A 25184-nucleotide genomic window follows, 5' to 3' on the forward strand; every position below is an offset into this window, starting at 1 on the left:
TTTTCTTGGAACTCGATCTTTGGTGGTTGTTGTTGTTCCCGGCGTTCTTCGCGCTGGGCTGGTTAGCCGCGCGCGTCGACATGGGCACCGTGCTCAAGCAGGCCAAGGCGCTGCCGGCCGGCATCTTCAAGGGGCTGGACGCGCTGGTCGACGACAAGACCGACGTTGCCGCGCAATCGTTGTCCGAAGTGGCCCGCCAGCAGCCGCAGGCGAGCGAGCTTGCGCTGACGCTGGGCAAGCTCTATCGCAAGCGCGGCGAGAACGACCGTGCGATCCGCCTGCACCAGGGCATGCTCGAGTCGCCGGATGTCACGCCGGAAGGGCGCGAGCAGGTGAGCTTCGAACTTGCGCAGGACTTCTACCGCGCCGGGCTGGTCGACCGCGCCGAAGAGATCCTGCTCGGCCTGCTGGCCGGCAATATGGGGCGCAAGGCGCGCCGCCAGCTGCTTGACATCTACCAGCAGGACCGCGACTGGCTCAAGGCGATCGACACCGCGCGCGAGCTGCGCGGCGACGCGCATTCGTTCCAGCACGAGGTCGCGCAGTTCTACTGCGAGCTCGCGCAGGGCGAGCTCTACCGCAGCGAGCTTGGCAAGGCGCGTGAATACGTGGCCGAGGCGTTCGCCGCCAACCGCAAATGCGTGCGCGCGAGCCTGATCGCCGGTGACATCGAGTTCGCCGCCGAGAACTATCCCGCCGCCATTGCCGCGTGGCAGCAGATCGAAAAACAGAATTACGAGTACCTGTCGATGGCGGCCGAGCGCCTGTTCGACGCGTACGAGAAGCTCGGCAAGCCCGCCGAGGGGATCGCGCTGTTGCGCGGCTACAGCCAGGCCTTTCCGCAGCTCGAGCTCTCCGAGATCCTGTACGAGAAGGTCGCGACCTACGAGGGCAGCGCCCGCGCGCTCTCCGTCACCCGCGACTCGGTGCACGCCCGCCCCAGCCTCGCCGGCGCCTACCGCCTGATCGAGGCGCAGATCGGCGAGCTGGTGACGCCGGAAGGCCGTTCCGACGCCGAACTGGTGCGCGCGCTGGTGCTCAAGTACGCGCAGCGGCTGACCCAGCATCGCTGCCGCCGCTGCAATTTCCGCTCGCGCGCGTTCTTCTGGCATTGCCCGGCGTGCGGCGAGTGGGAGAGTTTCACGCCCAACCGCAGCGAAGGCTGACCCGGGCCCAAGTCCTACCAGGAAGATTGATGATGAATCCACTGATCGGCGCGTCCTCGGGCGTGCCCACCTCGCCGGTGATCGTCGCGCTCGACTTCGAGCGCGCGGACGCGGCGCTTGCCTTTGCCGCCCGCCTGGACCCCGCCCAATGCCGGGTCAAGGTCGGCAAGGAACTCTTTACCGCCTCCGGCCGCAGCCTGGTCGAGGCGCTGGTTGCGCGCGGCTTCCAGGTCTTCCTCGACCTGAAGTTCCACGACATCCCGAATACCGTCGCCCACGCGTGCAAGATGGCGGCCGAACTGGGCGTGTGGATGGTCGACGTCCACGCCTCGGGTGGCCGGCGCATGATGGCCGCGGCGGCCGAGGCGATCGCGCCCTATAGCCAGCGCCCGCTGTTGATCGGCGTGACCGTGCTCACCAGCATGGAAGCGGCGGATCTCGCCGAAATCGGCGTGACCGTCCCGCCGGACGAGCAGGTGCTGCGCCTGGCGACGCTCGCGCGCGACAGCGGCCTTGACGGCGTGGTGTCGTCGGCACAGGAAGCCACGCGCCTGCGCGCCGCGCTCGGCGAGGGTTTCAAGCTGGTGACGCCGGGGATCCGCCTGGCCGACGCGGCGGCCGACGACCAGCGCCGGGTGATGACGCCGAGCGCCGCCGTCAAGGCGGGGGCCGACTACCTGGTGATCGGCCGTCCGATCACCCGCGCGGCCGACCCGCTCGCCGTGCTCACGGCGATCAACGCCGAACTGTCCGCTTTGAAGGTTGGCTGACATGGCGCTGCTCGAATCGATGGGCCTGGAGGCGGCGCCGCTCGCCAAGCGTCTGGTCGGTGCGCGCGTGCTGGTGGTCGGCGACGTGATGCTCGACCGCTACTGGTTCGGCGATGCGACGCGCATCTCGCCGGAAGCGCCGGTGCCGGTCGCGCGCATCGAGAGGATGGAAGAGCGTGCCGGCGGCGCGGCCAACGTCGCGCGCAATATCGCAAGCCTCGGCGGCAAGGCGACGCTGTTGTCGGTGGTCGGCGACGACGAGGCGGCCGGCGCGCTCGAACGCCTGATGGCCGAGGCGGGCGTGGCGACTTCGCTTAAGCGTGACGCGTCGATCGCGACGACCATCAAGCTGAGGGTGGTGGCCCGCCAGCAGCAGCTGATCCGCCTCGACTTCGAGGACACCCCCAGCCGCGAGATCCTCGCCGACAAGCTGGACGACTACGCCGCGCTGCTGGGCGGGCACGACGCGGTGATCCTGTCCGACTACGGCAAGGGCGGCCTCGCCCATGTCGCGGCGATGGTTACCCTCGCCCGTGCCGCCGGCAAGCCGGTGCTGGTCGACCCCAAGGGCGACGACTACGCCAAGTACGCCGGCGCGACGCTGCTCACCCCCAACCGCAGCGAATTCCGCCAGGTGGCCGGACGCTGGGCCGACGAGGCCGAGCTGACCGCCAAGGCCGAGGCGCTGCGCGGCCAGCTTGCGCTCGACGCGCTGCTGGTCACCCGCTCGGAAGAGGGGATGACGCTGTTTACCGACGCGGGCGCGCTCAACCAGGCGACGCTCGCGCGCGAAGTCTACGATGTGTCCGGCGCCGGCGACACCGTGATCGCGACGCTGGGCCTGTCGCTGGCGGCGTCGCTGCCGCTGGCGCAGGCGATGACGCTCGCCAACGCGGCCGCCGGCATCGTCGTAGCCAAGCTCGGCACCGCGGTGTGCCGGCAGGATGAACTCTTTGCGCTGTAAGGCGCGACAAGGAAGACAGAGATGACTATCGTCGTCACCGGCGCAGCCGGCTTTATCGGCTCCAACCTCGTCAAGGCGCTCAACGCGCGTGGACGCACCGACATCCTCGCCGTCGACAACCTGGAGAAGGGCGAGAAGTTCCTGAACCTGGTCGACTGCGAGATCGAGGACTACCTCGACAAGCGCGACTTCATCTCGCTGGTCGGCGACGGCGCCTTCGACGGCGAGGTCGACGCAGTGCTGCACCAGGGCGCGTGTTCGGACACCATGAACCACGACGGCAAGTACATGATGGAGAACAACTACCACTACACGCTGGAGTTGTTCGAGTTCTGCCAGTCCGAGGAGATCACCTTCCTGTACGCGTCGAGTGCCGCGACCTACGGCAAGGGCACGGTGTTCCGCGAGGAGCGCGCCTGCGAGGGCCCGCTGAACGTCTACGGCTACTCCAAGTTCCTGTTCGACCAGGTGCTGCGCCAGCGCATGGCGGAGGGGCTGACTGCGCAGGTGGCGGGCTTCCGCTACTTCAACGTGTACGGCCCGCGCGAACAGCACAAGGGGCGGATGGCGTCGGTGGCCTTCCACAACTTCAACCAGTACCGCGAGACCGGCAAGGTCAAGCTGTTCGGCGGCTACGACGGCTGGGAGAACGGCATGCAAAGCCGCGACTTCGTGTCGGTCGACGACGTGGTTGCTGTCAACATGCATTTCCTCGACAACCCGGACAAGAGCGGCATCTTCAACCTGGGCTCGGGCCGCGCGCAGCCGTTCAACGACGTCGCGGTCGCCACCGTCAACGCCTGCCGCCGCCACGAGGGCAAGAACGCGCTGTCGCTCGCCGAACTGGTCGGGCAGGGCATCCTCGAGTACATCGACTTCCCGGACGCGCTCAAGGGCAAGTACCAGAGCTTCACGCAGGCCGACATCACCCGCCTGCGCGACGCCGGCTACACCGCGCCGATGGCGACGGTCGAAGAGGGCGTCTCGCGCTACGTCGACTGGCTGATGAGCCGCTGAGCACCTGTGGATGGTGTCTCCTGTAAGCCCCGGCCCTAGGTCGGGGCTTTGTCATGCCTGCGCGCGCGATTTGACACCGGTATAATGGGCGCTTTGCGACCGCAAGGCTTCTCCCGTGCCCTCCTACCATTACCTCGAAGACTATGTCGGCAACACGCCGCTGGTGCGCCTCAAACGGCTGCCGGGTGAGACCAGCAACGTCGTGCTGGTCAAGCTCGAAGGCAGCAACCCCGGCGGCTCGGTCAAGGACCGTCCCGCCCTGTCGATGATCCGCCGCGCCGAGGCGCGCGGCGACATCCGCCCGGGCGACACGCTGATCGAGCCGACCAGCGGCAATACCGGCATTGGCCTTGCGATGACGGCGACGATGATGGGCTACCGGCTGGTGCTGGTGATGCCGGAGAATTCGAGCGCGGAGCGCGTGCAGACGATGCGCGCGTACGGCGCCGAGGTGGTGTTGACGCCCAAGGACGCGTCGATGCCCGGCGCCATCGACGAGGCGAGGCGTTTGCAGGCGGCCGGCGTCGGCCGCATCCTCGACCAGTTCGCCAACCCGGACAACCCGCTCGCGCACTTCGAGGGCACCGGCCCCGAGATCTGGGCGGGTACCGACGGCGCCGTCACCCATTTTGTCTCCAGCATGGGGACCACCGGCACCGTGATGGGCGTCGGCGCTTACCTCAAGGCACAAAACCCGGCGGTTGAGGTCATTGGCGTGCAGCCGCAGGCGGGCAGCCAGATCCCGGGCATCCGCAAGTGGGAGGACGCCTACCTGCCGGCGATCTGCGACTACGGCAAGATCGACCGCCTCGAACTGGTGTCGCAGGCCGACGCCGAAGCGATGGCCCGCCGCCTCGCACGCGAGGAGGGTATCCTCGCTGGGCCGTCGTCCGGAGGCGCGCTCGCCGTCGCGCTCAGGCTGAACGAGACGCTGCAAAACGCGGTGATCGTGTCCATCGTCTGCGACCGTGGCGACCGTTACCTGTCGACCGGCCTGTTTGCCTGAGGAGGGCGCATGTCCCAGCACCAGTTTTCCCCGACGGCCGGCAGCGAGCGGCCGCTTGCCTGGTACGAGGCGGCGCTTACGCACAAGGGCTTCATGCGCGACGCGGCGCAGGCCGCGGCAATCACGCGGCTCGACGTGCTGTGGCAGCAGCTGGTCGACTTCAAGTCGCGGCGCAACCGCTTCCTCGGCCGTTCGCTGTTCAAGCCCGAGGTGCCGCGCGGGCTCTACCTGTGGGGCGGGGTCGGCCGCGGCAAGAGCTTCCTGATGGACGCGTTTTACGAATGCGTGCCGTACCGGCGCAAGAAGCGCGTGCATTTCCACCACTTCATGGCCGACGTGCACCGCGAGCTCAAGAAGCTCGCCGGCGAGAAGGACCCGCTGATCGCGCTGGCCGACCGCATCGCCCGCTCGACGCGGCTGTTGTGTTTCGACGAGTTCCACGTCAGCGATATCGCCGACGCGATGATGCTGGGGCGCCTGCTCGACGCCCTGTTCGCGCGCGGGGTGGTGTTCGTAATGACATCAAACTACCAGCCTGACGCCCTCTATCCTAACGGGCTGCAACGGCAGAACTTCCTGCCGACCATTGAACTCATCAAGCGGCAGCTCGAGGTGCTCAACGTTGACGGCGGCCACGACTACCGGCTGCGCGAGCTGACCCGCGAGCCCCTGTTCGTGGTGCCGCACGACGCGTCGACCGACGCGCACCTGGCCGGGATGTTCGAGCGGATCGCGGGTTCGGCGGGGGAGGCCGGCCGCCAGGTCGAGATCCTGGGTCGGCGCGTGCGCACGGTGCGCCGCGCGCCGGGGGTGGTGTGGTTCGATTTCGCGACGCTGTGCGGCGGGCCGCGCGCGCAGACCGACTACCTCGAGCTTGCGCAGGCCTACCACACGCTGTTCCTGTCGCAGATCCCCAAGCTGACTGCCGCGCAGGCATCCGAGGCGCGCCGCTTCACCTGGCTGGTCGACGTGCTGTACGACCACCGCGTCAAGCTGGTTGCAAGCTCGGCGGTGCCGGCCGAAGAAATCTACACCGAGGGCGTGCAGGCGGGCGAATTCTTCCGTACCGCCAGCCGGCTCACCGAGATGCAGTCGCAGACCTACCTTGCGCTGGCGCACCAGGTCGTCGAGCCGACGCTCGCCGGCGTGGTCGAGACCTGAGACCGGCCAGCCTTACTGGCCGAGCGGGATCAACAGCGGGGTGTAGCCGAGCGCACGCAGGCGTGCCATCGCGTCTTCGGCCTCGGTGCGGGTCGTGAACGGCCCCAGCTGGATGCGCGTCTCGGTCTTGGCGGCGATGCCCTTGGCCTTGAGCTCGTCGACCAGCTTCTCGGCGTTGCCGATATTGGAGAACAGGCCAAGCTGCACGCTGTAGCCGAAGGAGCTGCCCTGCGGGCGGCTGGCGGCGGGCTGGCCTTGTAAGCTGGCGTCGGCGCGCGGCGGTACGGTGGCGGCCTTGGCCGGCTGCGGTGCGGTGCTGGCGGCGACCGCGCGCGGCGTGGCGGCCGGTGCCGGCGTTTCGGTCGCGCGGCTTGTCACTGCCTTGGCCTGCGGCACGACGGCCTCGACCATCAGCGGCGGCGTCGACGCAAGGCCGGGGGTCGACTCGGTGGCCGGACCGACCGGCAGGCCGGGCGAGGGGGCGCTGGCAACGAGCGGGGCAGACGCACTGAGCTCGGGGGCCGGCAGCGGCTCGGAGGCGACTGGCAACGGGCCGCTCAGGCGGCCGCTGGCGGCCTGTTCCTCGCCGGGGGCGGCGGGCTTGCGTTCGAGCAGTGGGATGCTGGCCAGCGCGGCCAGCGCCAGCGCGGCGGCGATCGCGATGCGCTTTTTCATGCTGCGTTCCCCGCCGTGTTGCGGGGTGGGAACTTGCGGCTTGTCTGGCTGGTTCGTCATCGTGTCCTGGTCAATCTCTACAGCAAAGGCTTGAGAAGGCTGGTAAAATACCGGGTTCTTCGGAAAGGCGCTTTCTGTGCAACCGGTGCCGGCTGGCCAACAGCTATTAAGCATCTGTATTCGTAATTAGGAGATTTATATGGCAATCGAACGTACTCTGTCCATCGTCAAGCCCGATGCAGTCGCTAAAAACGTGATCGGCAAGATCTACGACCGCTTCGAGTCGAACGGCCTGAAGGTCATCGCCGCCAAGATGAAGCACCTGTCGCGCGCCGAAGCCGAAGGCTTCTACGCCGTGCACAAAGACCGTCCGTTCTTCGGCGACCTGGTTGCGTTCATGACCTCCGGTCCGGTGATGATCCAGGCGCTGGAAGGCGAAAACGCCGTCCTGAAGAACCGCGAACTGATGGGCGCGACCGACCCGAAGAAAGCCGACGCCGGCACCATCCGCGCCGACTTCGCCGAGTCGATCGACGCCAACGCCGTGCACGGTTCGGACAGCCTGGAGAACGCAGCGATCGAAATCGCCTACTTCTTCGCGGCGACCGAAATCTGCCCGCGCTAAGCGAATGATGTAACGGACGGCGGCTGCCCTCGTGCGGGCAGCTGCCGTTTTTGCGAGATGCTCCAGATGAAAACCAACCTGCTCGACTTCAACCTGCCTGCCCTGACCCAACACTTTGCCGATATGGGCGAAAAGCCGTTTCGCGCCAAGCAAGTGATGCGCTGGATGCACCAGATGGGCGAAAACGACTTCGACGCGATGACCGACCTCGCCAAGAGCCTGCGCGCCAAGCTGGTCGAGTCCGCCGAGGTGCGCGTGCCCGAGTTGATGACGGGGCAGGCATCCGGGGATGGCACCCGCAAGTGGCTGCTCGACGTCGGCACCGGTAACGGCGTCGAGACCGTCTTCATTCCCGAAGACGATCGCGGCACCTTGTGCGTGTCTTCCCAGGTCGGCTGCGCGCTCGAGTGCACCTTCTGCTCGACCGGCCGCCAGGGTTTCAACCGCAACCTCAGCACCGCCGAAATCATCGGCCAGCTGTGGTGGGCGAACAAGGCGCTCGGCGTGACGCCGAAGAACGAGCGCGTGATCTCCAACGTGGTGATGATGGGGATGGGCGAGCCGCTGGCCAACTACGACAACGTGGTGTCGGCGCTGTCCATCATGCTCGACGACCACGGCTACGGCCTGAGCCGCCGCCGGGTGACCGTCTCCACCTCGGGCCTGGTGCCGCAGATGGACAGGCTGCGCGAGGATTGCCCGGTCGCGCTGGCCGTGTCGCTGCACGCGCCGAACGACGCGATCCGCGACGTGATCGTGCCGATCAACAAGAAATATCCGCTCGCCGAACTGATGGCCGCGTGCCGCCGCTACCTCGAGAAGGCGCCGCGCGACTTCGTGACCTTCGAGTACGTGATGCTTGACGGCATCAATGACAGACCGGAACATGCAAGGCAGTTGATCGAACTGGTGCGCGACGTACCCTGCAAGTTCAACCTGATCCCGTTCAATCCCTTCCCCCATTCGGGCTACGCGCGGTCGAGCAACAACGCGATCCGCGCCTTCCGCGAACTTCTGCAGGAAGCCGGCTTCGTGGTGACGGTGCGCAAGACCCGAGGCGACGACATCGACGCCGCGTGCGGGCAGCTGGCCGGTCAGGTGCAGGACAAGACGCGTCGCCAGGCCAAGTGGATGCAAATCGTCGAGGAAGGCAAGGAATGAGACTGGCGCGTGCGCGCGGCCTGATCGTCACACTGCTGCTGGGCATGCTGGCGCTGCCGGCATGGGCCGCGTCGTCGCGCGAGTTCGCGCAGACGCAGGCGCAGCTGGCGATCGAATACATGCGCTACGGCAATATGCGCGCGGCGCTCGACGCGGCCAACGCCTCGGTCGACGCCGACAGTGGCTACCAGAGCGGGCATATGGTGCGTGCGCTGGTGCTGATGCAACTGGGCATGGACAAGGACGCCGAATCGGCGTTCCGCCGCGCGCTGTCGGTCGACCGCAGCAATCCCGAAGTGAACAACAACTACGGCTGGTTTCTGTGCAGCCGCGGCCAGGCCGCCGCGTCGCTCGAGTACTTCTCGCGCGCGCTGTCCGACCCGCTGTACGACAAGCCGATGACGGCGACGCTCAACCGTGGCCTGTGCCGCGGCAAGGCCGGCGACCCGGAGGGTGCCAACCGTGATCTGCTCGAGGTGCTGCGCGCCGACGGCAAGGACGCGGCGGCCCTGCGCGCGATGACCGAACTGCAGCTCACCCGCGGCAACGGCAAGCTGGCCGCCTTCTATTACCAGCGGCTCTCGGCGCAGTTGCCCCGCGAGGACGCCGCCGATTTGTGGCTGGGGGTGCGTCTGGCCCGCCTTCAGGGCGACACGGCCACCGTGCGCAGGCTGGGCGAGCGCCTCCTGGCGACGTATCCGGATTCGGTCGAAACCCAACAATACCTGAGTGGAAGCTAGTCAGATGGACGCAGTCGAAAAAGGGGGAGGCCCGGGCGTCGGCGCGCAATTGCGCGCGGCGCGCGAGGCGCGGCAACTGGGGCTCGGCGACGTCGCTGAGCGTCTGAAACTCTCGGTGCGCCAGCTCGAGGCGATCGAGCGCGACGATTTCGCCGCCTTGCCCGGCGCCACCTTCGTGCGCGGTTTCGTGCGCAACTACGCGCGCTTCCTTGAGCTCGACCCCGCGCCGCTGATGCACGCGCTTGACCAGGCCTTCCCGCCGCAACCGGCCGAGAACGCGATCGTACGCGAAGCCGAGTCTGGCCGGGAAAGCGTGTCGCGATCCGGCGCCGGCCGCTGGATAGGCGGCGCCTTGCTGGTCGGCGTGCTCGCCGGCAGCGCGTGGTGGTTCGCCGGGTCCGGTGCCGACGACGCGGCGGACGAGACGCTGGCGCCGATGGCCGCCTCCGCGCCGTCCGGCATCGTCGAGTCGCCGGACGAGAGCATGGCGTCCGCGCCGGCGCAGGACGCCATTGCCGCGCAGGCGTCGTCCGGCGCGCAAGGCGAGAGCGCGCAGCCGCCGGCCGACAGCGCCGACACGCCGGTGGCCACGGCCGCGGTCCCCTCGGTGCCGGCTGTCGCCAGCGCACCCGCTGCAGCCGTGGCTGGCGCCTTGCGTCTCGCCGCCAGCGAGGACGCGTGGATCTCGGTGACCGACGCCAAGGGCCAGAAACTGATGTTCGGCACGCTCAAGGCGGGCGAGCAGAAGTCGGTCAGCGGCACGCCACCCTACCGCGTGCGCATCGGCAACGCGTCCAAGGTGCAGGTCATCCATAACGGCCAGCCGGTCGACATGAGCGGCAAGATCCGCGGCTCGACCGCGACGCTGACACTGGACTGAGGTGGCGATGTCGATTTCCCCGATTCTCCGCCGGCAGACCCGCCAAGTCCGCATCGGCCACGTGATGGTCGGCTCCGACTGGCCGGTGCTCGTGCAGTCGATGACCAATACCGACACCGCCGACGCGGCAGCGACCGCGGCACAGGTGTTCGAGCTCGCCCGTGCCGGCTCCGAGGTGGTGCGCATCACCGTCAACAGCCCCGAGGCCGCCGCCGCGGTCGCCCAGATCCGCCAGCGGCTCGACGACATGGGCTGCGACGTGCCGCTGGTCGGCGACTTCCACTTCAACGGCGACCGCCTGCTCAAGGACTACCCCGACTGCGCGCACGCGCTGGCCAAGTACCGGATCAACCCGGGCAACGTCGGCAAGGGTGCGCGCGGCGACGAGAAGTTCGCCTTCATGGTGCGCACCGCCGCCGAACTGGGCAAGGCCGTGCGCATCGGCGTCAACTGGGGCAGCCTCGACCAGACGCTCGCCAACCGCCTGATGGACGAAAATGCGCGGCGCGAGGCGCCGTGGCCGGCCGACGCGGTGATGCGCGAGGCGCTGGTGGTCTCCGCGCTGGAGAGCGCGGCCAAGGCGGTCGAGCTTGGCCTGTCGCCCGACCAGATCATCCTGTCGTGCAAGGTCAGCCATGTGCAGGACCTGATCGCGGTCTACCGCGACCTGGCAAGCCGTTGCGACTACCCGCTGCACCTGGGGCTGACCGAAGCGGGCATGGGCTCCAAGGGCATCGTCGCCTCGAGCGCTGCGCTGGCGGTACTGCTGCAGGAGGGCATCGGCGACACTGTGCGCATCTCGCTGACGCCGCAACCGGGCGAGTCGCGCACCCGCGAAGTGATCGTCGGGCAGGAACTGTTGCAGACGATGGGGCTCAGAAGCTTTACCCCGCTGGTGACCGCGTGTCCGGGTTGCGGGCGTACCACCAGCACGGTGTTCCAGGAACTGGCCGACAGCATCCAGACCTATCTGCGCGAGCAGATGCCGGTATGGCGCCTGCAGTACCCCGGCGTCGAGTCCATGCAGGTCGCGGTGATGGGCTGCGTGGTCAACGGCCCGGGCGAGAGCAAGCTGGCCGACATCGGCATTTCGCTGCCGGGCACCGGCGAGGTGCCGGTCGCGCCGGTGTATGTGGACGGCGAGCGCGCGGTGACGCTCAAGGGCGAACGCATCGCCGAGGAATTCAAGGCGCTGGTCGACGACTACGTCACCAGCCGCTACGGCGAGGGTGGCGCCAAGCGGCGCGAAGCCGCGCCCAGGGTGATCCCCATCCGCACGGCCTGAGTACTCAGGCCCGCGCACACACGTATCAGAAGAAGAAAGCACCATGTCTCAGAAAATCCAGGCGATCCGCGGCATGAATGACGTGCTGCCGCAGGCGTCGCACCAGTGGGCGTACTTCGAGGGCGTCATGCAGCGCCTGCTGGCCGATTACGGCTACCGCAACATCCGCACGCCCATCGTCGAGCCGACCCCGCTGTTCGTGCGCTCGATCGGCGAGGTGACCGACATCGTCGAGAAGGAGATGTACACCTTCACCGACTCGCTGAACGGTGACAGCCTGACGCTGCGCCCGGAAGGCACCGCCGGCACCCTGCGCGCGGTGGTCGAGCACAACCTGCTCTACAACGCCACGCAGAAGCTGTGGTACCAGGGCGCGATGTTCCGCCACGAGCGTCCGCAGAAGGGCCGCTACCGCCAGTTCCACCAGATCGGCATCGAGGCGCTCGGCTTTGCCGGGCCGGACATCGACGCCGAGATCATCGTGATGACGGCCGATTTGTGGCGCAGGCTGGGTCTCTCCGACAGCGTGAAGCTGGAAATCAACACGCTGGGCAACCCGGCCGAGCGCGCCGCCCACCGCGAGGCGCTGATCGCCTACCTTGAGCAGCATGTCGACATCCTCGACGAGGACGGCCGCCGCCGGCTGTACAGCAACCCGCTGCGCGTGCTCGACACCAAGAACCCGGCGCTGCAGGAGATGGCGAACCAGGCGCCCCGCCTGATCGACTACCTGGGCGACGAGTCGCGCGCGCACTACGAGGGCTGGAAGGCGATGATCGCGGCGCTCGGCGTCGAGTTCGTTGAAAATCCGCGGCTGGTGCGCGGTCTCGATTACTACAACCACTCGGTGTTCGAGTGGGTGACCACCGAGCTGGGCGCGCAAGGCACGGTGTGCGCGGGCGGCCGTTACGATGGTCTGATCGAGCAACTGGGCGGCAAGAGCGCACCGGGCATCGGCTTCGGCATGGGCATGGAGCGCGTGCTGTTGCTGCTCGAGGCGAAGAACCTGCTGCCGGCGGCGCCGGGCTGCGACGTTTACATCGTCCAGCAGGGCGAGGGCGCTTCGCTGTACGCGATGCGCCTGGCAAGCCGGCTGCGCGAGGCCGGGCTGTCGGTGACCCAGCACCTGGGCGAGGGCAGCTTCAAGTCGCAGATGAAGAAGGCCGACGCGTCCGGCGCCTTGTGCGCGCTGATCGTCGGCGAGAACGAGATGCAGGCCGGTGCCGTGGTGGTCAAGCCGCTGCGCGCCGACGAGGCACAGGCAACCGTCACGCTGGATGAGGCGCCCGCCGCCGTCCAGCGCCTGAAAAACTAAGGAGGGGGACGCATGGCGTTCGACTTGCAGGAGCAGGAACAGATCGAAGAACTCAAGGGCTTCTGGCGCGGCTGGGGGCGCTGGATCGCGGCGCTGGTCGTGATCGCCTGCCTCGGTTATCTGGGCATGAAGGGCTGGCACTTGTACCGTGCCGAGCAGGCCGAGAAGGCGTCGGCGGTGTTCGCCAGGATGGAAACCGCGCTGCCGGGCGGCGATCTCAAACAGCTCAAGGCGATCAGCGCCGAGCTGCGCCGCGACTATGCGTCGACCAGCTACGCGCCGCGCGCCGCGCTCCTGACCGCCCGCGTCGCCTTCGACAAGGACGACTACAAGCTCGCCGGCGAGGAGCTGTCCTGGGTGATCGCCAACGCCAAGGAAGCCGACGTGGTCGCCGTCGCCCGCCTGCGCCAGGCGGCCGTGCTGCTCGACCAGAAGCAGTACGACGGTGCGCTGAAGGAAGTGTCGGCCGAACACCCGGCCGCCTTCGACGGCTTCTTCCTCGACATGAAGGGCGACATCCTGTTCGCCAAGGGCGACGCCAAGGGCGCCGCCGCCGCTTACAAGTCGGCGCTCGCCAAGCTGGCGCCGGAAGAGCCGATGCGCGACTTCGTGCAGGCCAAGATCGACGCTATCGGGAGCTGACCCATGAAACGCCAGACGCTGATTGCCGCGGCCATCGCCACCCTCGTCACCGGCTGCGCCAGCTGGTTTGAAGGTTCGAGCGCCAACCAACCGACGCCGCTTGAACGCGTCGACGCGAGACGTGCGCTGAACGTGCGCTGGCAGCAGGGCGTCGAGTCCGCCGGGCAGGGCCTGTTCCGTCCGGCCTTTCTCGACGGCAAGCTCGCGGTCGCCGGCAACGGCGACACCATCGAGGTTTACGACGCGGCCAGCGGCAAGCGTCTGGAGAGCATCCGCCTGAAGGGCGAAAGCCTGGTCGCCGGCGTCGGCGCCGACGCGCGCGGCTACTACGCGGGCAACGCGGCCGGCGAAGTGCTGGCCGTCGACGCGGCCGGCAAGGTGCGCTGGCGCCAGCGGCTGACCAGCCTGATGGCCGAGCCACCGCTTACGGGCGGCGGCATGGTCGTCGTGCGCAGCAGCGACGGGCGGATCACCGCCTACGCGGCCGAAGACGGCCGTTCGCTGTGGACGCAGTGGCAGGCGCCGCCGTCGCTGATGGTGCAGCCAACCACGCCGGTGATGCTGGCGGTCGGCGACGACGTGCTGATCAGCGGCGAGGCCGGCGGCAAGCTCGCCGTCTACAACCTGAAGAGCGGCGTGCCGCTGTGGCAGGCGACGGTCGCCACGCCGCGCGGTGCGAGCGAGCTCGAGCGGGTGACCGACGTGGTCAGCCAGCCCCAGTTCGATGGCCGCCGCGTGTGCGCGGTGGCCTATCAGGGCCGCGTCGCCTGTTTCGACGCGCGCGGCGGTAACCTGATCTGGGCGCGCGAGGTCGGCAGTAGCCGCGGCCTCGCCCTGGACGGCAACAAGGTGTTCGTGACCGCCGACGACGGCGCGGTGTGGGCGTTCGACGCCGAGACCGGCCGCAACCTGTGGAAGAACGACGCACTGAAGTACCGCGGCGTGACCGGACCGGTCCGCCTCGGCAAAGACATCCTGGTGCTCGACGCCGAAGGGTATGCCCATTTGCTGGCACCCGAAGACGGCCGTATTGTCGGCCGCGCGCGCACCGGGGCCGAAGGAACCCTCAGCCAGCCGCTGGTGCTGGGCGACGCTGCCTTCGTGCAGGGCCGCAACGGCAAGCTCTCTGCGCTGAACTGAAGATTTAAGGCAACATGAAACCGACAATCGCTCTGGTAGGCCGCCCCAACGTGGGCAAGTCGACCCTGTTCAACCGCCTGACGCGCTCGCGCGACGCGCTGGTCGCCGACCAGCCTGGCCTCACGCGCGACCGTCACTATGGTCACGGCCGGGTCGGCAGCAAGCCTTACCTGGTGATCGACACCGGCGGTTTCGAGCCGGTGGTCGACGACGGCATCCTGTGGGAGATGGCGCGCCAGACCCTGCAGGCCGTCGACGAGGCCGACGCGATCGTCCTCCTGGTCGACGGGCGCAACGGCGTCACGCCGCAGGACAAGCTGATCGCCAACCGCCTGCGCCAGAGCCGCCAGCCGGTCTACCTCGCGGTCAACAAGGCCGAGGGCATGAGCCCGGGGATGGCCGCCGCCGAGTTCCACGAACTCGCGCTGGGCGAGCCGTGGCCGGTATCCGCCTCGCACGGCGACGGCGTGCGCGAACTGATCGAGACCATCCTCGAGCCGTTCCCGGACGAAACCGACGAGGAAAGCAAGCGCCACCCGAAATTCGCGGTGATCGGCCGCCCCAACGTCGGCAAGTCGACGCTGGTCAACGCCATCCTCGGCGAGGAACGCGTGATCGCCTTCGACCAGGCCGGCACCACGCGCGACAGCATCTACATCGACTTCGAGCGCGACGAGAAGGCGTACACCATCATCGACACCGCCGGCGTGCGCCGCCGCGGCAAGGTCAACGAGACGGTCGAGAAGTTCTCGGTGATCAAGACCATGCAGGCGATCGAGGACGCCAACGTTGCCGTGCTGGTGCTCGACGCGCAGCAGGACATCTCCGAGCAGGACGCGACCATCGCCGGCTTCGCGCTGGAGGCGGGTCGCGCGCTGGTGGTCGCCGTCAACAAGTGGGACCACCTCGACGGCGAGCAGCGCGAGCGCATCCACCGCGATGTCGCGCGCAAGCTGGGCTTCCTCGACTTCGCGCGCTTCCACTACATCTCCGCGCTCGAGGGCAAGGGGGTGGGCGAGCTGTTCAAGTCGATCGACGCGGCGTACCACGCGGCGATGATCAAGCTCTCCACGCCCAAGCTGACCCGCATCCTGCAACTGGCGACCGAACGCCAGGCGCCGCCGCGCGTCGGCCTGACCCGCCCCAAGTTGCGCTACGCGCACCAGGGCGGCATGAACCCGCCGATCATCGTGATCCACGGCAATTCGCTGGAAAATGTGCCGGATAGCTACACCCGCTACCTCGAAGGTCTGTTCCGCAAGGCTTTCCAGCTGCAGGGCACGCCGCTCAGGGTACAATACAAGTCCAGCACCAACCCCTTCGAGAGCGAAGAGAAGGGCGCGAAGCCTGGCCTGCTCAAGCACCGGGCGGCCAGCAAGGTGCAGCTCAAGGCGCGCATCGAGGCCAAGGAAAAGGCGCGCGCCGTCGCCGATGGCCGCGTGACGCCCAAGCCGGTCAAGCCGGCGGCCAAGCCCGCCGGCGGTAAGCCCGCCGCGGGCGGGCGCGGCAAGCCGGCGCCGCGCGGTAAGGGCAAAAGATAGTACGTCGGTATTTTTTCTGCTAAAAAGTATTTTGGCACCGGAGCGTCCACCTCGCGTGGCGACACTTAACGAAGTTTGGAGAAGAAAAACATGAGCGCCAAAGGGCAAATGCTACAAGACCCGTTCCTGAACATCCTGCGCAAGGAACATGTTCCGGTCTCGATCTATCTGGTGAACGGCATCAAGCTGCAGGGCCAGATCGAATCCTTCGACCAGTACGTGGTGCTGCTGAAGAACACCGTGACCCAGATGGTGTACAAGCACGCGATCTCGACCGTGGTGCCGGCCCGCGCTGTCAGCATCCCGCACGAGGCGCCGGCCAAGGGCGAGGCGCAGTCCGACGCCTGAGCGTAACGCCGGGTATCCGCAGGCTGGCGACCCCGTGCGGGGCCACCAGCCTCTCTCTTTTTTTGTCTGACGGATTTTAATGCGTGTTTGACCGTCCCGATCAGGGCGACCAGGCGATCCTGGTGTGCCTGGACTTTGGCGAAGCCGACTATCAGGAAGGCGTGCAGGAATGCACCGACCTTGTCACCAGCGCGGGCGTGGCCGTGCTCGGGGTGCTGGGCGGCAAGCGCAGCCGGCCGGACCCTGCGCTGTTCGCGGGCAAGGGCAAGGTCGAGGAACTCGCGGCGATGGTGCGTGGCGCCGGCGCCGACGTGGTGATCTTCAACCACCAGCTCTCGCCCGCGCAGGAGCGCAACCTCGAGCGTGCGATCCAGTGCCGGGTGATCGACCGCGCAAGCCTGATCCTCGACATCTTCGCGCAGCGCGCGCGCAGCCACGAGGGCAAGCTGCAGGTCGAGCTCGCGCAGCTCTCGCACCTGGCGACGCGGCTGGTGCGCGGCTGGACCCACCTCGAGCGGCAGAAGGGCGGCATCGGCCTGCGCGGCCCGGGCGAGACGCAGCTGGAGACCGACCGCCGCCTGCTCGGCAACCGCGTGAAACTCCTGAAGAGCCGCCTCGCGCAGGTGCAGAAGCAGCGCACCACGCAAAGGCGCGGCCGCGTGCGCGCCGGCCTCGCTTCGGTGTCCATCGTCGGCTACACCAACGCCGGCAAATCGACCCTCTTCAACGCGATGACCAAGGCCGGCGCCTACGCGGCGAACCAGCTGTTCGCGACGCTGGACACCACCAGTCGCAAGCTCTTCCTGAACACCGAGTGCTCGATCGTGCTGTCGGACACCGTGGGCTTCATCCGCGACCTGCCGCACACCCTGGTCGCCGCGTTCCGCGCGACGCTGGAAGAGACGGTGCAGGCCGACCTGCTGTTGCACGTGGTCGACTCGGCCAGCGACATGCGCGAGCAGCAGATCGAGGCGGTCAACGGCGTGCTCGCCGAGATCGGCGCGGACGGCATCCCGCAACTGATCGTATGGAACAAGACGGATTTGCGTGGCTTGGCGCCGGCAATCGAGTACGATGATAGCGACCAGCCGGTATCGGTCAGAATCTCCGCCCTCAAGGGCGAGGGGCTGGAACTCCTGCGCGAAGCGATTGCCACATTGGTTGCGGCCACGCCGCCGTCCGAAATTTCTAGAGAAGAAACAGAGCCCGATGACTCAATTTGACCCGAACCGGGGCCGTGGGGGCAACGATGGCCCGCCGGATCTTGACGAAGTTTTCCGCCGACTGAACCAGCGGCTCTCCCGATTGCTCGGCGCCAAACCGCCGCAGGGTACGCCGCCGGAGTCCGGCGGCCCGGCCTTTCCGGGACCGCGCGCGTTCCGTGGCGGCGCCGTTGCCATCGTCGGTGTGCTGGCCGCGCTGTGGCTGGCCAGCGGCTTTTATGTGGTCGACGCCCGCGAAGAGGGCGTGGTGCTGCGCCTTGGCAGCTACGACCGCACCACCGGCCCGGGCCTGGGCTGGCACCTGCCGTACCCGTTCGAGAAGGTCGAGATCGTCAACCTGACCGAAGTGCGCAGCATCGAAGTCGGCTACCGCGGTAACGCGAAGAACCGCGTGCTCGAAGAGTCGCTGATGCTGACCGACGACCAGAACATCATCGACGTGCAGCTGTCGGTGCAGTACGACATCAAGGACGCCAAGGACTTCCTGTTCGTCAACGCGGCGAGCGACCGCGACGCCAAGGACATCGTCAAGCAGGCGACCGAGACCGCGATCCGCGAAGTGGTCGGCCGCAACAAGGTCGACTTCGTGCTCAACGAAGGCCGCGCGCAGATCGCCGCCGAGACCCAGTCGTTGATCCAGCAGATCGTCGACCGCTACAAGCTCGGCATCCGCATCGCCAAGGTCAACATCAACGACGTGCAGCCGCCCGAGGCGGTGAGCGCCGCGTTCGACGATGCGGTGAAGGCCGGCCAGGACAAGGAAAAGCTGCGCAACGAGGGCCGTGCCTACGCCAACGGCGTGATCCCGAAGGCGCAGGGTCTCGCCGCGCGCCTGACCGAAGAGGCCGAGGGCTACCGCCAGCGTGTGGTCGACAACGCCGAAGGTGAGGCCGCGCGCTTCAAGTCGGTGCTCACCGAGTACCAGAAGGCGCCCAAGGTCACCCGCGAGCGCATGTACTACGACATGATGCAGCAGGTGATGGACAGCTCGTCCAAGGTGATGGTCGACCAGAAGGCCGGCAGCAACCTGCTCTACCTGCCGCTGGACAAGCTGATGCAGCAGGCGTCGCCGGCTGCCGCGCCGGCCGCAACGCCCGCGCAGAGCCCCCGTGTGCAGCCGGAAACCGAGGCCGCGCCTGCCGCTTCGGTACGCGGCGGCCGCGACGTTTCCGGCCGCAACGGCCGTTCCGACAACAACAACCAGGAGTAAACCATGGACAAGCTGATCCCGACCCTGGTCGCCATGGTCGTCGCCCTGCTCTTGCTGTCGATGTCGATGTTCACCGTCGACCAGCGCCAGTACGCGATGGTCTTCCAGTTCGGTGAAGTGGTCCGCGTGATCACCAAACCTGGCATCCAGTTCAAGGTGCCGTTCCTGCAGAACGTCCGTTACTACGACCGGCGCGTGCAGACCATCGACGCCGAGGCGCCGGAGCTGTTCAACACCCGCGAGAAGAAGAACGTGCTGGTCGACAGCTACGTGAAGTGGCGCATCGTCAACGTCGAGCAGTTCTACAAGAGCGTCGGCGGCAACGAGATGGCCGCGGTGTCGCGCCTCAAGCAGATCATCAACGACGGCCTGCGCGCCGAGTTCGGCCAGAAGGACGTCGCCGACGTGATTTCGGGCAAGCGCGAGCAGGTGATGGCCATCGTGCAGAAGCGCGCCGATGCCGAGGCACGCAAGATGGGCGTTGAAATTGTCGACGTGCGCTTAAAGCGTGTCGATTTTCCGGATAAAATCAGCACTTCGGTCTACGAGCGCATGCGCTCGGAGCGCGCCACCGTCGCCAACCAGTTGCGTAGCGAAGGCGCCGCCGAGTCCGAGCGCATCCGCGCCGACGCCGACCGCCAGAAGGAAGTGATCCTGTCGCAGGCGTACAAGGAAGCGCAGCGCATCAAGGGCGAGGGCGACGCGAAGGCCGCGGCGGTGTACGCCGAGGCGTTCGGCCGCAACCCCGAGTTCTATTCGTTCTGGCGCAGCATGCAGGCGTACAAGGACTCGTTCAAGAACAAGAGCGACGTGCTCGTCCTGCAACCCGATTCGGCGTTCTTCAAGTACTTCAAGAACCCGCAGGGGGCAGGCGGCAACAAGTAGTCGCAAGAGGAGAAACGGCACCGGCCGCGCAAGCGGCCGGTTTGACGAAGCCAAGGCGGGATGCGCGTCCCGCCTTTTATTGTGTAGTGAACCCTATGCGTAACTGGTTGTTACCCGAACACATCGCCGACATCCTGCCGGCGACCGCGCGTCAGGTGGAAAGCGCGAAGGCTGCGATGCTCGAGCGCTTCCGTACCGCCGGCTACGAGCTGGTGTCGCCGCCGCTGATCGAGTATGTCGAGGCGCTGGTCTCGACCGACGACAGCGCGCTCGCACTCAAGACGTTCAAGCTAGACGACCACCTGTCCGGCCGCCAACTGGGCCTGCGTGCCGACATCACGCCGCAGGTCGCGCGCATCGACGCGCACCTGCTCGCCGAGCGCACCGGCGTCACCCGCCTGTGCTACGCCGGCAGCGTGGTGCACGCGCGCCCGGCCGGGCTGATGAGTTCGCGCGAGCCCCTGCAGGTCGGCGCCGAGCTGTACGGCTACGCCGGCATCGAGGCCGACCTCGAGATCATCGGCCTGATGCTCGCCTCGCTCAGGGGCGCCGGTGTCGAAGGCTTGCGGCTGGACGTCGGCCATATCGGCATCTTCCGCGGACTCGTGCAGGCGGCCGGCCTCGATGCATCGCTTGCACAGGCGCTGTTTGACGCGCTGCAGGCGAAGGACGCGTCGGGCATCCGCGCGCTGTGCGCGGACGTCGCCGAGCCCTACCGCTCGGCGTTCAGCGCCTTGCCCGAGCTGTACGGCCCGGCGAGTGTGCTCGAGGCGGCGCGCACCCGTCTGCCGTCGCTGCCGGAAATCGAACTGGCGCTGCTGCAGCTGGGGGCGATCGCGCGCGCGTTGGGCAACGAGGTCGAGCTATGCTTCGATCTTGCCGAACTGCGCAGCGGGTTCTACCACACCGGGTTGGTGTTTACCGCGTACGCGCCGGGCTGGTCGGACGCGATCGCCCGTGGCGGCCGCTACGACAACGTCGGCCGCCGCTTCGGGCGTGCCCGCCCGGCGACCGGCTTCAGCCTCGACTTGCGCGACCTGATCCGCATCCTGCCCGAGCGCGAGGCCACACGCGGCATCCGCGTCGCGCAGCGCCTGCTGCCGGACGCGAAGGGCGAGATCGAACGTTTGCGTGGGCGCGGCGAAGTCGTCGTGCTCGATTACCTGGGCGAATCCGCCGAAGCGCTGGGCTGCGACCGTGAACTGGTCGCCGAAGCCGGCGCGTGGCGGGTCGTCCCGTTTCAATGAATCCGGATTTAGACCGGGAAAAGAGGTTCCTCTCATGTCCAAGAATGTAGTCGTGATCGGCACCCAGTGGGGTGACGAAGGCAAGGGCAAAATCGTCGACTGGCTGACCGACCACGCGCGCGCGGTCGTGCGCTTCCAGGGCGGCCACAACGCAGGCCACACCCTGGTGGTCGGCGGTAAGAAGACCATCCTGCGCCTGATCCCGTCCGGCATCCTGCGCGAAGGCGTCGAATGCTTCATCGGCAACGGCGTGGTGCTCTCGCCCGAGGCGCTGCTGAAAGAAATCGACGAGCTGATCGCCGCCGGCGTCGACGTCGAGCGCCGCCTGAAGATCGCCGAAGGCTGCCCGCTGATCCTGCCCTACCACGTGGCGCTCGACCAAGCACGCGAACTGTCCAAGGGCGCCGGCAAGATCGGCACCACCGGCCGTGGCATCGGCCCGGCCTACGAGGACAAGGTTGCCCGCCGCGCGCTGAAGGTGATCGACCTGTTCGACATGGAGCGCTTCGCGAGCAAGCTGCGCGAGAACGTCGACTACTACAACTTCCAGCTGACCCAGCTGCACAAGGCCGACCCGGTTAGCTACGACGAGATCCTCGCGCAGGTGGTCAAGCTTGCCGAGCGCATCCGCCCGATGGTCGCCGACGTCTCGCGCACGCTGTACGACATGGACAAGGCCGGCGTGCCGCTCTTGTTCGAAGGCGCGCAGGGCACCCTGCTCGACATCGACCACGGCACCTACCCCTTCGTCACCTCATCTAACTGCGTCGCTGGTGCGGCGTCCCCGGGCGCGGGCGTCGCCCCGCAGATGCTCAACTACGTGCTGGGCATCGTGAAGGGCTACACCACCCGCGTCGGTTCCGGCCCGTTCCCGACCGAGCAGGAAAACGAGATCGGCGAATTCCTCGCCAAGCGTGGCAACGAGTTTGGCTCGGTGACCGGCCGTCCGCGCCGCTGCGGCTGGTTCGACGCCGCCGCGCTCAAGCGCTCGATCCAGATCAACGGCGTGTCCGGTCTGTGCGTGACCAAGCTCGACGTGATGGACGGCCTCGAAGAGATCAAGCTGTGCGTCGGCTACATGCTGGACGGCGAGCAGGTCGACATCCTGCCGTTCGGCTCCGACGCGGTCGAGAAGTGCGTGCCGGTGTACGAGACGATGCCGGGCTGGACCGAATCGACCTTCGGTACCAAGACCTGGGACGCGCTGCCGGCCAACGCCAAGGCCTACCTCAACCGTATCGCCGAAGTGTGCGGCGCGCCGGTGGCCATCGTGTCGACCGGCCCGGACCGCGAAGAAACCATCGTCCTGCAACACCCGTACGGCCTGTAAGGCTGTCCTGCAAGGCCCGCCTGTCGGCGGGCCTTTGTCTTATCGAACTTCCGCACGACTATCCATGCATATCCACATCCTCGGCATCTGCGGCACTTTCATGGGCGGCATCGCCGCGATCGCCAAAGAGGCGGGGCACCGGGTGACCGGTTGCGACGCCAACGTCTACCCGCCGATGAGCACCCAGCTCGAGGCGATGGGCATCGAGCTGATCCAGGGCTTCGACGCCGCACAAGTAGCGCTCTCGCCCGACCTCTACGTGATCGGTAACGTCGTCTCGCGCGGCAACCCGCTGATGGAGGAAATCCTCGACCGCGGCCTGCCTTATGTGTCCGGCCCGCAGTGGCTGTCCGAGCATGTGTTGCAGGGGCGCTGGGTGCTGGCGGTAGCCGGTACTCACGGCAAGACCACCACTAGCTCGATGCTCGCGTGGCTGCTCGAAGACGCCGGCCTCGCGCCGGGCTTTTTGATTGGCGGCATCCCCGAGAACTTCGGCGTGTCGGCCCGCCTGCCGGGCGCGCCCGCGCAGGATCCGGCAGGCCAGAGCCCTTTCTTCGTGATCGAGGCCGACGAGTACGACACCGCCTTCTTCGACAAGCGCTCGAAGTTCGTCCACTACCGGCCGCGCACCTGCGTGCTCAACAACCTGGAATTCGACCACGCCGACATCTTCGCCGACCTGGCGGCGATCGAGACCCAGTTCCACCATCTGGTGCGCACGGTGCCCGGCGCCGGCCTGGTGGTGAGTAATGCGCGCGAGGCGGCGCTTGCGCGCGTGCTTGCGCGCGGCTGCTGGACGCCGGTTGAGGGGTTTGGCGGCGCCGACGCCGGCTGGCGTGCCGGCGAGGCGGACGCGGCCGGCCACTTCGACGTGTGGCTGGACGGTGCGAAGCAGGGCCGGGTGTGCTGGGACCTGCTGGGCGAGCACAACCGGATGAATGCCCTGGCGGCGATCGCCGCCGCGCGCCACGTCGGCGTCGCGCCGGCCACCGCCATCGATGCGCTGTCGCGCTTCGCCAATGTCAAGCGGCGCATGGAAGTGAAGGGCGTGGCGGGCGGGGTGACCGTGTACGACGACTTCGCGCACCACCCGACGGCGATCGCGACCACCGTCGCCGGCCTGCGCGCCCGCGTCGGCGGCGCACGCATCCTCGCCGTGCTCGAGCCGCGCTCGAACACCATGAAGCTGGGCACCATGAAGGACGCGCTCGCCGATTCGCTCACGGACGCCGACCATGTGTACTGCTTCGACGGCGGCCTGGGCTGGGACGCCGCCGGCGCGCTCGCGCCCCTGGGCGAACGGGCCGAGTGCCACGGCGAGCTCGACGCGTTGGTGGCAGCCGTGGTGCGCGACGCGCGCGCCGGCGACCATGTGCTGGTGATGAGCAACGGCGGCTTCGGCGGCGTGCACGGCAAGCTGCTCGCCGCGCTGTAACAGCCTCGGGCACAAAAAATGGCACCGCGCGCGGTGCCATTTTTGTTGGGCGGTGAGGCTTAGCCGATGAAGCCGTACACGATGGAGCTGATTGCGGTCAGGCCCATCATTACCACGAACACGTTGCTGAGCCGGCCCTTGTGCGCGGCGAGCGCCGGTACCTTGTTGATCGCGTACATCGGCATCAGGTAGAGGATGGCCGCGATGATCGGCCCGCCCAGCGCCTCGATCATGCCGAGGATGCTCGGGTTGGCGATCGAGACCGCCCACAGCGTGCCGACCATGAAGGCGAGCGTGAACGTGCGCACCTTGCGTGGGGCGACGGTGATGCGGCGCGCCTTCAACTGCTGGCTGACGATGCCCTCCAGCCCTTCGGCCGCGCCCATGTAGTGGCCGAAGAACGACGACACGATGGCGACAAAGGCGACCAGCGGGCCGAAGTAGGAGATGAACGGACTCGCGTGCGTGTTGGCAAGGTAGGACAGGATGGACAGGTTCTGCGCCTTGGCTTCCATCAGCTGTGCCGGGCTCAGCGACAGCACGCAGGAGAACACGAACAGCATCACGAAGCCGACCAGCATCAGCGAGGTGCGGCGCAGGATCTGGTCGGCCTTGGCGCGGGCGCTCGGGCCGTGCGCGCGGCGCTGGGCGAGCGCGAACTGCGAGATCGCCGGCGAATGGTTGAACGCGAAGATCAGCACCGGGATGGTCAGCCAGACGGTACCGGCGAAGTCGAAGGAAGACGGCATCACGGCGACCGCGTCGAGCTTCCAGTCCGGGATCAGGTAGAACGACATGAAGGCGAGAATGGCGACCAGCGGATACACCAGGAACTGGGTCACGCGCAGCATCCATTTTTCGCCGGCGAGCATCACCGCCATCATCGCCGCGATCAGCACACCGGAGAGCAGCACGCGCGGCAGCGAGGCGAGCCCCAACTGGTGCACCATGAAGCTGTCGACGGTGTTGGTGATGCCGACGCCGTAGATCAGCACGATCGGGTAGATCGCGAAGAAGTAGAGCAGGGTGATCGCCTTGCCGGCGCCGGCACCGAAGTGCTCCTCGACCACGTGGGTGATATCGCTGTCGTTGTGCGCGGACGAGCACACGAAGCGCGACAGCGCGCGGTGCGACAGGTAGGTCATCGGGCCGATCAGCAGCGTCATCAGCACCAGCGGCCAGAAGCCGCCCATGCCGGCGTTGATCGGCAGGAACAGGATGCCGGCGCCGACGGCGGTGCCGAACAGGCTGAGCATCCAGGTGGTGTCTTGCCGGGTCCACGGCAGTTTGGCGGCGGTAGTCGGTGCGTTGGGTAGGTCCAGCGTGGCGGCGGTCTCGCTCATCGGGCAGCTTCACGTAGTTGGAGTGGAATGCAAGAATATTCTGAAATACGCATTCTAATCAACGGCTTTGCCCGG

24 protein-coding genes are annotated in these 25184 nt (G+C 67.4%); 22 read left to right on the forward strand and 2 right to left on the reverse strand.

From position 1 onward, the window contains the following. Positions 1-5 precede the first annotated feature (5 nt). The 6 genes from lapB (at position 6) to zapE (ending at position 6084) form a co-directional block, all read left to right on the forward strand. Complete coding sequence (gene lapB, locus E5K04_RS09040) at positions 6-1166, forward strand: lipopolysaccharide assembly protein LapB (RefSeq protein WP_136553222.1); 1161 nt, start codon at positions 6-8, stop codon at positions 1164-1166. A gap of 32 nt (positions 1167-1198) precedes the next feature. Further along, entirely contained in the window at positions 1199-1936 is a 738-nt protein-coding gene (gene pyrF / locus E5K04_RS09045; protein ID WP_136553481.1) for an orotidine-5'-phosphate decarboxylase, read from the forward strand. Between the two features lies 1 nt (position 1937). After that, positions 1938-2900, forward strand: a complete 963-nt coding sequence (gene rfaE1, locus E5K04_RS09050; protein WP_136553224.1) for a D-glycero-beta-D-manno-heptose-7-phosphate kinase — start codon at positions 1938-1940, stop codon at positions 2898-2900. 21 nt (positions 2901-2921) lie between these two features. After that, a complete protein-coding gene (gene rfaD / locus E5K04_RS09055) occupies positions 2922-3917 on the forward strand; it encodes an ADP-glyceromanno-heptose 6-epimerase (protein ID WP_136553226.1) in 996 nt (331 codons plus the stop codon). A 115-nt stretch (positions 3918-4032) separates the two neighbouring features. Continuing rightward, positions 4033-4923 (forward strand): cysteine synthase CysM, encoded by an 891-nt coding sequence (cysM, locus tag E5K04_RS09060; RefSeq protein ID WP_136553228.1) that lies wholly within the window; start codon positions 4033-4035, stop codon positions 4921-4923. A 9-nt stretch (positions 4924-4932) separates the two neighbouring features. Continuing rightward, on the forward strand, positions 4933-6084 hold the full coding sequence (gene zapE, locus E5K04_RS09065) for a cell division protein ZapE (protein WP_136553230.1): 1152 nt from the start codon (positions 4933-4935) through the stop codon (positions 6082-6084). Positions 6085-6096: 12 nt separating this feature from the next. On the opposite strand, the gene E5K04_RS09070 is transcribed toward zapE, so the two are convergent. After that, positions 6097-6759, reverse strand: coding sequence for an SPOR domain-containing protein (locus E5K04_RS09070; protein ID WP_136553232.1), 663 nt, complete (start codon positions 6757-6759; stop codon positions 6097-6099). Positions 6760-6958: 199 nt separating this feature from the next. Here E5K04_RS09070 and ndk point away from each other — a divergent pair, with 199 nt between their 5' ends. The 16 genes from ndk to mpl all read left to right on the forward strand — a co-directional run bounded on the left by ndk (position 6959) and on the right by mpl (position 23766). Further along, positions 6959-7384: a nucleoside-diphosphate kinase gene (gene ndk, locus E5K04_RS09075; RefSeq protein ID WP_136553234.1), complete on the forward strand. Its 426-nt coding sequence runs from the start codon at positions 6959-6961 to the stop codon at positions 7382-7384. Positions 7385-7450: 66 nt separating this feature from the next. After that, positions 7451-8545, forward strand: a complete 1095-nt coding sequence (rlmN, locus tag E5K04_RS09080; RefSeq protein WP_136553236.1) for a 23S rRNA (adenine(2503)-C(2))-methyltransferase RlmN — start codon at positions 7451-7453, stop codon at positions 8543-8545. Next, entirely contained in the window at positions 8542-9285 is a 744-nt protein-coding gene (pilW, locus tag E5K04_RS09085) for a type IV pilus biogenesis/stability protein PilW (protein WP_136553238.1), read from the forward strand. The genes rlmN and pilW overlap by 4 nt, the downstream gene beginning before the upstream one ends. A 4-nt stretch (positions 9286-9289) precedes the next feature. After that, positions 9290-10165 carry a RodZ domain-containing protein gene (locus tag E5K04_RS09090; RefSeq protein ID WP_136553240.1) on the forward strand — a complete coding sequence of 292 codons (876 nt, stop codon included), beginning with the start codon at positions 9290-9292 and terminating at the stop codon, positions 10163-10165. A gap of 7 nt (positions 10166-10172) precedes the next feature. Further along, positions 10173-11450, forward strand: coding sequence for a flavodoxin-dependent (E)-4-hydroxy-3-methylbut-2-enyl-diphosphate synthase (gene ispG, locus E5K04_RS09095; RefSeq protein ID WP_136553242.1), 1278 nt, complete (start codon positions 10173-10175; stop codon positions 11448-11450). Positions 11451-11493: 43 nt separating this feature from the next. Then, positions 11494-12765 (forward strand): histidine--tRNA ligase, encoded by a 1272-nt coding sequence (hisS, locus tag E5K04_RS09100; RefSeq protein ID WP_136553244.1) that lies wholly within the window; start codon positions 11494-11496, stop codon positions 12763-12765. Positions 12766-12777: 12 nt separating this feature from the next. Further along, complete coding sequence (locus tag E5K04_RS09105; RefSeq protein ID WP_136553246.1) at positions 12778-13407, forward strand: YfgM family protein; 630 nt, start codon at positions 12778-12780, stop codon at positions 13405-13407. A 3-nt stretch (positions 13408-13410) separates the two neighbouring features. Next, positions 13411-14547, forward strand: coding sequence for an outer membrane protein assembly factor BamB (bamB, locus tag E5K04_RS09110; protein WP_136553248.1), 1137 nt, complete (start codon positions 13411-13413; stop codon positions 14545-14547). Between the two features lie 14 nt (positions 14548-14561). Next, positions 14562-16088, forward strand: a complete 1527-nt coding sequence (gene der, locus E5K04_RS09115) for a ribosome biogenesis GTPase Der (RefSeq protein ID WP_136553251.1) — start codon at positions 14562-14564, stop codon at positions 16086-16088. A 90-nt stretch (positions 16089-16178) separates the two neighbouring features. Further along, a complete protein-coding gene (gene hfq / locus E5K04_RS09120) occupies positions 16179-16436 on the forward strand; it encodes an RNA chaperone Hfq (RefSeq protein ID WP_136553253.1) in 258 nt (85 codons plus the stop codon). Positions 16437-16519: 83 nt separating this feature from the next. Then, on the forward strand, positions 16520-17659 hold the full coding sequence (hflX, locus tag E5K04_RS09125) for a ribosome rescue GTPase HflX (protein WP_136553255.1): 1140 nt from the start codon (positions 16520-16522) through the stop codon (positions 17657-17659). After that, positions 17646-18869: an FtsH protease activity modulator HflK gene (hflK, locus tag E5K04_RS09130; protein ID WP_136553257.1), complete on the forward strand. Its 1224-nt coding sequence runs from the start codon at positions 17646-17648 to the stop codon at positions 18867-18869. The genes hflX and hflK overlap by 14 nt, the downstream gene beginning before the upstream one ends. Before the next feature lie 3 nt (positions 18870-18872). After that, on the forward strand, positions 18873-19754 hold the full coding sequence (gene hflC, locus E5K04_RS09135; protein ID WP_136553260.1) for a protease modulator HflC: 882 nt from the start codon (positions 18873-18875) through the stop codon (positions 19752-19754). 95 nt (positions 19755-19849) lie between these two features. Beyond that, complete coding sequence (locus E5K04_RS09140) at positions 19850-21001, forward strand: ATP phosphoribosyltransferase regulatory subunit (RefSeq protein WP_136553262.1); 1152 nt, start codon at positions 19850-19852, stop codon at positions 20999-21001. A 34-nt stretch (positions 21002-21035) separates the two neighbouring features. Further along, complete coding sequence (locus tag E5K04_RS09145; RefSeq protein ID WP_136553265.1) at positions 21036-22331, forward strand: adenylosuccinate synthase; 1296 nt, start codon at positions 21036-21038, stop codon at positions 22329-22331. A gap of 64 nt (positions 22332-22395) precedes the next feature. Beyond that, entirely contained in the window at positions 22396-23766 is a 1371-nt protein-coding gene (gene mpl, locus E5K04_RS09150; RefSeq protein ID WP_136553267.1) for a UDP-N-acetylmuramate:L-alanyl-gamma-D-glutamyl-meso-diaminopimelate ligase, read from the forward strand. Positions 23767-23825: 59 nt separating this feature from the next. Here mpl and E5K04_RS09155 read toward each other — a convergent pair whose 3' ends face one another. Then, entirely contained in the window at positions 23826-25109 is a 1284-nt protein-coding gene (locus E5K04_RS09155) for an aromatic amino acid transport family protein (RefSeq protein WP_136553269.1), read from the reverse strand. Positions 25110-25184 lie beyond the last annotated feature (75 nt).

This window comes from Crenobacter intestini (assembly GCF_004919095.1).
GTDB lineage: Bacteria > Pseudomonadota > Gammaproteobacteria > Burkholderiales > Chromobacteriaceae > Craterilacuibacter > Craterilacuibacter intestini.